At 41.1% G+C, this 7619-nt stretch carries 6 protein-coding genes; 4 read left to right on the top strand and 2 right to left on the bottom strand.

Annotation, left to right across the window (positions count from 1 at the left end):
* Positions 1 to 196: 196 nt before the first annotated feature.
* Together AC4HAI_RS08170 and AC4HAI_RS08165 are read right to left on the bottom strand one after the other, a co-directional pair.
* Complete coding sequence (locus AC4HAI_RS08170) at positions 197 to 937, bottom strand: amino acid ABC transporter ATP-binding protein (RefSeq protein WP_491079676.1); 741 nt, start codon at positions 935 to 937, stop codon at positions 197 to 199.
* Positions 937 to 2487, bottom strand: a complete 1551-nt coding sequence (locus AC4HAI_RS08165; RefSeq protein WP_491111181.1) for an ABC transporter permease subunit — start codon at positions 2485 to 2487, stop codon at positions 937 to 939. Before AC4HAI_RS08165 ends, AC4HAI_RS08170 begins: the two co-directional genes overlap by 1 nt.
* A 200-nt stretch (positions 2488 to 2687) precedes the next feature.
* On the opposite strand from AC4HAI_RS08165, the gene AC4HAI_RS08160 reads away from it, so the two are divergent.
* The 4 genes from AC4HAI_RS08160 to AC4HAI_RS08145 all read left to right on the top strand — a co-directional run bounded on the left by AC4HAI_RS08160 (position 2688) and on the right by AC4HAI_RS08145 (position 7601).
* Positions 2688 to 4595 (top strand): DUF2207 family protein, encoded by a 1908-nt coding sequence (locus AC4HAI_RS08160; RefSeq protein ID WP_491111180.1) that lies wholly within the window; start codon positions 2688 to 2690, stop codon positions 4593 to 4595.
* 63 nt (positions 4596 to 4658) lie between these two features.
* Positions 4659 to 5501 (top strand): undecaprenyl-diphosphate phosphatase, encoded by an 843-nt coding sequence (locus AC4HAI_RS08155; protein WP_491079679.1) that lies wholly within the window; start codon positions 4659 to 4661, stop codon positions 5499 to 5501.
* A 136-nt stretch (positions 5502 to 5637) separates the two neighbouring features.
* Positions 5638 to 6435 carry an adaptor protein MecA gene (locus AC4HAI_RS08150; protein ID WP_491079680.1) on the top strand — a complete coding sequence of 266 codons (798 nt, stop codon included), beginning with the start codon at positions 5638 to 5640 and terminating at the stop codon, positions 6433 to 6435.
* 8 nt (positions 6436 to 6443) lie between these two features.
* Positions 6444 to 7601, top strand: a complete 1158-nt coding sequence (locus tag AC4HAI_RS08145; RefSeq protein WP_491111179.1) for a glycosyltransferase family 4 protein — start codon at positions 6444 to 6446, stop codon at positions 7599 to 7601.
* Positions 7602 to 7619 lie beyond the last annotated feature (18 nt).

The following is a 7619-nucleotide window of genomic DNA, read 5'->3' as shown; positions in this document are numbered from 1 at the left end:
CTTCATAAAATCGGAAAATCTTATGAAGAATTCAAACATGAGAGGAATACCTCTCAACCACTATTATAACCAATTTTCACTTATCTGACCGATTTTTTCAAGACATTATCAATTTCGATTGACAGATGGGCTAAATGGGATGATTGGTGATATTAAAAAAGAAGCGGGACGACAGTCCCTAGCCTCTTCATTTTAGTTATCCTAAGAAGCGTTGTAAAAACTCTTTAGTACGAGTTTCTTTAGGATTTTCGAAGATCTGTTCTGGTGATCCTTGCTCGGCGATAAGGCCTTTATCCATAAAAATAACGCGATCAGAGACGTCTTTGGCAAACTCCATTTCATGAGTAACAATCAGCATGGTTAAACCAGATTTGGCTAAATCTTGCATTGTTTTTAGCACTTCACCAACCATCTCGGGATCCAGTGCAGATGTTGGTTCGTCAAAAAGGATGGCTTCAGGATTGACAGATAATGCTCTGGCGATAGCTACACGCTGTTTTTGACCACCTGATAGCTGAGCTGGCTTGGCTTTCCAGTATTGCTTACCCATTCCAACTTTTTCTAAATTTTCTTTAGCAATCTTGGTTGCTTCAGCCTTATCACGCTTGAGGACTGTGGTCTGGGGGACAATGGCATTATCAAGAACATTGAGGTTTTCAAAAAGGTTGAACGATTGGAAAACCATGCCTAACTTTTCGCGATAGGTCGTGAGGTCGTATCCTTTTTCTAGGACATTTTGTCCATGGTAGAGGATTTCTCCATCTGTTGGAATTTCTAAGAGATTAATGGAGCGAAGGAAGGTGGATTTTCCAGAGCCTGAACTGCCAATGATAGAGATGACTTCACCCTTTTGTACAGATAAGGAAATATCTTTTAGGACCTCGTTTTTACCAAAGGATTTCCTGAGGTGTTTGATTTCTAAAATAGTATCAGTCATTAGTGAATCCCTCCTTGCGTATAGTTATCTTGGTCAAGGCGGCGTTCTACATAACGCAGGATGCGTGTAACAACAAAGGTCAAGATGAAGTAGATAGTGGCAATGACAAAGAAGGTTTGGAAATATTTATAGCTTTGTGTTGCTACGGTATTACCAGTAAAGTAGAGTTCAACAACAGAGATAACATTGAGGACTGAGGTGTCCTTGATATTGATAACGAACTCATTACCAGTTGCTGGTAGGATGTTGCGGATAACTTGTGGAATAACAATCTTGCGCATGGTTTGTCCGTGGGTAAAACCAAGTGCAGTTGCAGCTTCAAATTGTCCCTTGTCTACTGCAAAGATACCACCTCGGACAATCTCACTCATATAAGCCCCTGTGTTGATAGAGACGATAAAAATAGCAGCGGTTGTCCGGTCTAGGTCATAGCCGAAGGCCTGAGCTGTTCCGTAGTAAATAACCATAGCTTGTACGATCATAGGAGTCCCACGAAACACTTCGATATAAATATTGAGGAGCCAGCCAAATAGTTTTTGAAGGCTAGCTAGAGCAGCATTGCTTGCTTTTGGTGCAGTCCGGTAGACCCCGATTAAAAGACCAATGGCTGTCCCTACAACAGTCCCTATGATGGATATCAGAAGGGTCATGGCTGTCCCACGTAAGAACTGTCTCCAGTTTTGGGCTAGAATGGTGGCCATTTGACCAAAGAATCCTGTCTCTTTCTGGCTAGTCTTCTTTTCTAAGGGCTGAGCTTTGATCATATCATCCATGAGCTGCAGTCTCTCTTTTTCAGAGATACCTGCTAGAACTTGGTTGACTTGATTTTTAGTGGCAGTATCATTTTTACGCAATCCAATGGCAAGTGCTGTGTCAGATTTAGAAGTTTTAAAGCCCTTGTTATCTTCAAAGGTAATCATCTTAAAGCGATTATCGGAGCTAACAGCAGATGAGGCTTCTGGGCGTTCAGAGATATAACCATCAATGACATCTGAGGAAAGGGCTTGGCGCATCTGGTTGAAATCTCCCATGGCAGTTTCTTTAGAAGCGCCGGAAATTTGGTCAATCAGATCATAGAGGTAGACCCCTTGCTGACCAGTTAATTTAGCACCTTTAAAATCAGACAAGGATTTTGCCTTTGCATACTGTCCTTCTTTGGAGACCACGATAACAGGCTTGGAGTCGTAGTAGCTGTCAGTAAAAGCAATTTCTTTTTTACGTTCAGCGGTAGGACTCATCCCTGCGACGATCATATCAATTTTGCTGGATGTCAGGGCAGGAATCAAGCCGTCCCACTTGGTTTTGACGACTAAGAGCTTTTTGCCTTGTGCTTTGGCGATTTTTTTAGCGATTTGGACATCATAGCCATTGGCATAGTCGCTAGTACCATCGATAGGGACGGCACCGTTTGCATCATCATTTTGTGTCCAGTTAAAGGGAGCATATGCTGCTTCCATACCGACCCGTAAGTATTCATCTGCATGAACAGATGATAAACTCCCCATCATGACCGCTAGGGCCATAAGGAGAGCGAAAGTCAATTTTTTCATGGTGTTCTCCTGTTGGTTTTGACTCTTTTAAGCGATAAAAGCTCAAAAGGTCATAAATATACATACTATCTTATTTTACAGGAAAAGAACCAGTATTTCAATGGGATAGATGGCTAATTTCGCCTCATACAGGGGAAACAATAGATTGTAGCCTGAATTGTGGTAGAATGAGTCTAAACTATTGCTGTGAGGGTATGTGAATGAAAAAAATCATAGTGATCTTGCTCGGTATTTTTGTGATGTTATTGGGCAGAGCAGTTGAGGCAGATGAGGTTAGTTCGAGGATTTTGTCCTATGATGCTAACTTATTGCTACAGTCAGATAATTCTGGTGTTTTAACGCAGGAAATTACCTTTTTGTATAGCTCTGATTTTAATGGTCAGTACATTACCCTTGGAACCGAGCAGATGCCTAAAGGCTTCGATGTTGATAAAGCTTACCTAAATTATGTTAAACAAAATGGAAAAATGAGATTGGATGCTTATGGGGATTTAGAGAAAATAGATGGTGGCTACCGCATTAAGGTCTATGATGGTGGTCATAGTGGGGATCAAGTAAAGGTTAAAGTAACTTGGCATTTGAAGGCAATGACGACGGCTTATCAAGATGTTGCAGAGTTAAACTGGAAGCCTATCTCAGATCCTGATGAAACGTTGGAAAAAGTAACCTATACGGTGAAGACTGAAAAGCAGACGGCTAATCGGCAACTGTGGGCCCACCGAGGCTACTTTAAAAAAGCTCCTAAAGTTTCTCAATTAACAAATGGTTATAAAGTAGAAGCTGAGGATGTTGATGGGGCTTTGGAGCTACATGGCTATTGGGATAGTGATATTTTTGATAACTCTGTGGCTCGCTTAAAGCGTGATGGTAAGCAGAAAATTTTGCGGACAGAAAAGCTGATTGATCTTAAATCGGCTATACTCGGGACCTTATTTGGCAGGGTTATACCTGTGAGCTTACTTGTCTTGGGTGTCCTAGCTGCCATGTTATCTAGACGGTTTAGCAGAAGGATTGATCCCTTTAATCCAAAGGGGATTAAGGCAAGGCTATATGAAATTCCTGAAGACTTATCTCCTTTTATTTTAGCAATGGAGATCTATCGTACCAATCTTAAGGGGTTGTTACTAGATGGGGATTTTAAATCTGATCACATTCGTTTCAATCATCTTATTCAGGCGGTGCTGGTGGATTTAATTGATCGCAAACACTTAAGTGTAGAGGATGATAAAGGCGTTCCTGTCTTAAGGATCATAAATTTGGGAGGACTAACAAAATATGAGTCAACTTTTCTGAAGATGGCTTTTGGGCGTGATGAACAGCGTCGGTCGGATGAGCTGTTTTCTGATTATCAGTATGATGAGAAAGCTGTGATTCGGCAGTTGAAAAAAAGCTATAAGGGCAATAGTTTGCAATCGGCTGTTCGAAAGAGCGGTGATAAGATGAGACACAATATTAGTCAGATGGTTCAAGCTATTGATAAAAGTGTTAATGGTGAGATTCTTGGATCTAAGCGTCCTAAGATATATCGAAAATTGCGCACAGACGAAGCACAAAAGATTAGTCGTATGAAGTATGGGCTGATGATATTAGTGATTGTTTCAATCCTTACCCTATTTTATATGCTTTTGAGTGGTAGTTCTTTAGTATTGCTTTATGTAGGGCTTACTGTTTTATTGATTGTTTTGAGTTGGGTTAGCTTTTGTCAGTTTAAGCTCCTTGATTTTCCCGGTGTTGTTACGGAAAAAGGAGCCAACCGTCTGCTGCAATGGCAGAGTTTCGAGCGGATGCTGAAGACTCTTGATACTTTTGATGATACTGACTTACAGGGAGTTGTTCTCTGGAATCGGATGTTGGTGTATGCTAATTTACTAGGATATGCAGATAAGGTTGAGGACTACGTCAAGTTACATCAGATCACATTACCACCAAGTTTAGCAGCGGTGAATCTTGGAGCATTTCGAAACAGTACGTATTATTCAGGAAGGCATCTCGCATATGTATCAAGCAGTGCGATATCCGCATCGAATTTCAGTATATCATCAGGCAGTAGCAGTGGTAGTGGCGGCTTTTCTGGCGGTGGCGGCGGCGGTGGTGTTGGGTCATTCTAGTAGAACCCTCATGCCTTCATGCCGGCTTATGTTATAATAATTTAAAAGACTTTAGGAGAACTTATGTTTATCATCGAATTACTTAAGGCCATCTTTCTTGGAATTGTCGAGGGGATTACAGAATGGCTTCCTATTTCTAGTACAGGTCACTTAATTTTAGTTCAGGAATTTGTGAAGTTAAAGCAGGATAGAGACTTCATGGAGCTGTTTAATATTGTGATTCAGCTGGGCGCTATTTTGGCGGTTATGGTTATTTACTTTAGGCGCCTCAACCCTTTTCAGCCTGGTAAAACCAAGCAAGAGGTTCGCTTGACTTGGCAACTCTGGCTTAAGGTCGTTATTGCTTGTATTCCTTCTGCCATTATTGGACTAGCGCTGGATAACTGGATGGATGAACATTTTAGCAATTTTATCAGCGTGGCAGTCATGCTGATTGTTTATGGGATTGCTTTTATCTGGATTGAGAGGCGTAATAAAGCGGTTGAACCTCAAGTGACAGAACTGTCACGCATGCACTATAAAACAGCTCTGTATATTGGTTTGTTCCAAGTTTTAAGTATTATTCCCGGTACTAGCCGTTCGGGAGCGACGATCCTGGGAGCAATTTTGGTAGGAACGAGTCGAAGTGTTGCTGCTGATTTCACATTTTTCCTGGGAATTCCGACCATGTTTGGCTACAGTGGATTGAAGTTTGTCAAGTTTCTTTTAGAGGGCAATAGTCTGACAGCTGAGCAGTGGAGCCTCCTATTGTTGGCTTCTCTGGTTGCTTTTGCTGTTAGTTTGGGTGCCATTAAATTCTTGACAAATTTTGTTAAAAAACATGATTTTACTGTTTTTGGTTGGTATCGTATCGCTTTGGGAGCTATTTTAATTATTTATGCAGCCGGTCGGCATATCCTTGGCTAAAGAAGAGATTCTATTTTTCTGATTTTAAAAATAGAATCTTTTTTTGAAGGAAGGACAGTGAGGGAGGCTCCTTAATCATTGAAAGATTGCCTTCTTTCTAGTATAATGATGACACTACTCGTGCGAGGTAAAGACTATGGAAATGAAACAAATTAATGACTCCACTTTGAAGATTTCAGTGAGTATGGAGGATTTGGATACCTATGGTATGGAGGTTAAGGATTTTCTTATGCCTCAAGAAAAAACGGAGGAATTTTTCTACACTATCTTGGATGAATTGGATATTCCTGATAGTTTTAAGTCTACAGGTATGCTCAGTTTTCGTGTGACACCACGTAAAGATCGTGTAGATGTTTTTGTGACTAAGTCAGACTTGAATGAAGAGCTTGATTTTGAACAAATGTCTGAGGATATGGATTGGTCAGATATTAATCCAGAAGATTTTTTGAAGACATTGGAAAAAAATATGGCTGAGCATGGAGATGCTGACGCTCATAAGCGGATGAAACATCTGGAAGATATGATTGATGAAGCTATCAGTCAGTTGCCAGAAGACGAGCAGGCTAGTGTGGCGAACTCTGAGGAGATGGCCAAAAATTCAGGCTCTTATCTCAGTGCTGACGATTTAATACCAGAGACGCACTATGTTCATTTTACGGCTGATTTTGCGAATTTGCGAGAGGTTATTGTTGCAGCCCATGCTATGGAGTTGCCAATCGAGGCTTCTGAGTTGTTTAAATCCGAGTCTGGCTATCATCTGACAGCTCTCTTCTATATTGGCGATGAAGGTGGTGTACGTGCTCGCCAGCTAAAAGCTTATTTTAATGAGTACGGGAAACCATCTGAATACACTAGGGCTCACTTGTTAGAGCATGCTGTTAAATTGGTCGATGAGGATGCTACTGATCGCTTGAAATGGATTGAGCTGGGATAAGAAACGTGATGGATCATTTTAGTTTTCAGTATCTCTTGGTTTTGATCGGGATCTTTTTGATTTCCTTGGTGGCAACCCCTTTGGTGCGTTTTTTGGCGTTTAGATTGGGGGCTGTTGATCAACCCAATGCCAGGAGGGTCAATCAGGTTCCTATGCCGTCTAGTGGCGGATTAGCGATTTTATTGGCCTTTCTTGTCGGAGCCTTGATTTTATTGCCTATGGTTACTCAAAGGCACCATATGGTTCATTCTTATTTTAACTATATTCTTCCGATTGCAGTCGGTGGCTTACTTGTCGCTCTAACTGGCTTAATTGATGATATTCGTGAGTTAAAGCCTAAGGGGAAATTGTTAGGCATTGTGCTAGCTGCAACCTTGGTCTGGTGGTTTACTGACTACCGGTTTGATAGTTTTAAGATTCCTTTTGGCGGTCCCATGCTATATTTTAATCCTGTTTGGAGCTTTATCTTTACAGTCTTGTGGATCGTAGCGATCACTAATGCTATTAATTTGATTGATGGTTTGGATGGTCTAGTCTGTGGGGTGTCGATCATTAGTCTAACGACTATGGGATTGATTTCCTATTTCTTCCTTTTTGATAGTAATTTCTACACGACGATTACGATCTTTTTGCTGATTGCAGCGATAGCTGGGTTTTTCCCTTATAATTATAATCCTGCTATTATCTACTTAGGTGATACAGGGGCATTATTTATTGGATTTATGATTGGCGTTTTGTCGCTTCAGGGCTTGAAAAATTCAACAGCTGTAGCTGTTATTACTCCGGTTATTATTCTTGGTGTTCCAATTTTAGATACCTTTGTTGCTATTGTGCGTCGTAAGCTATCGGGTCGCCCGGCTATGGAGGCTGACAAGATGCACCTCCACCATCGTCTTTTAGCTATGGGCTTCACTCATCGTGGTGCCGTCTTGGTTGTCTATGGTATTGCTATGGTGTTTTCATTGACCTCTTTGCTCCTCAATGTCTCCAGTCGACTGGGAGGGATTTTATTAGTGATTGGTCTTTTATTCACCGCTGAGATTCTGATTGAAGGTTTGGAAATTTGGGGTGTAGGTCGAACGCCGCTCTTTCAGGTTTTAAAATTCATTGGGAACAGCTCTTATCGTCAGTCGGTTTTAGCAAAGTGGTCTAAAAAATCTAAATAAGACTAGGTTTGATAGGTT

This window comes from Streptococcus sp. ALY_208, from assembly GCF_058314295.1.
This window is presented reverse-complemented; position numbering and strand designations above follow the sequence as displayed.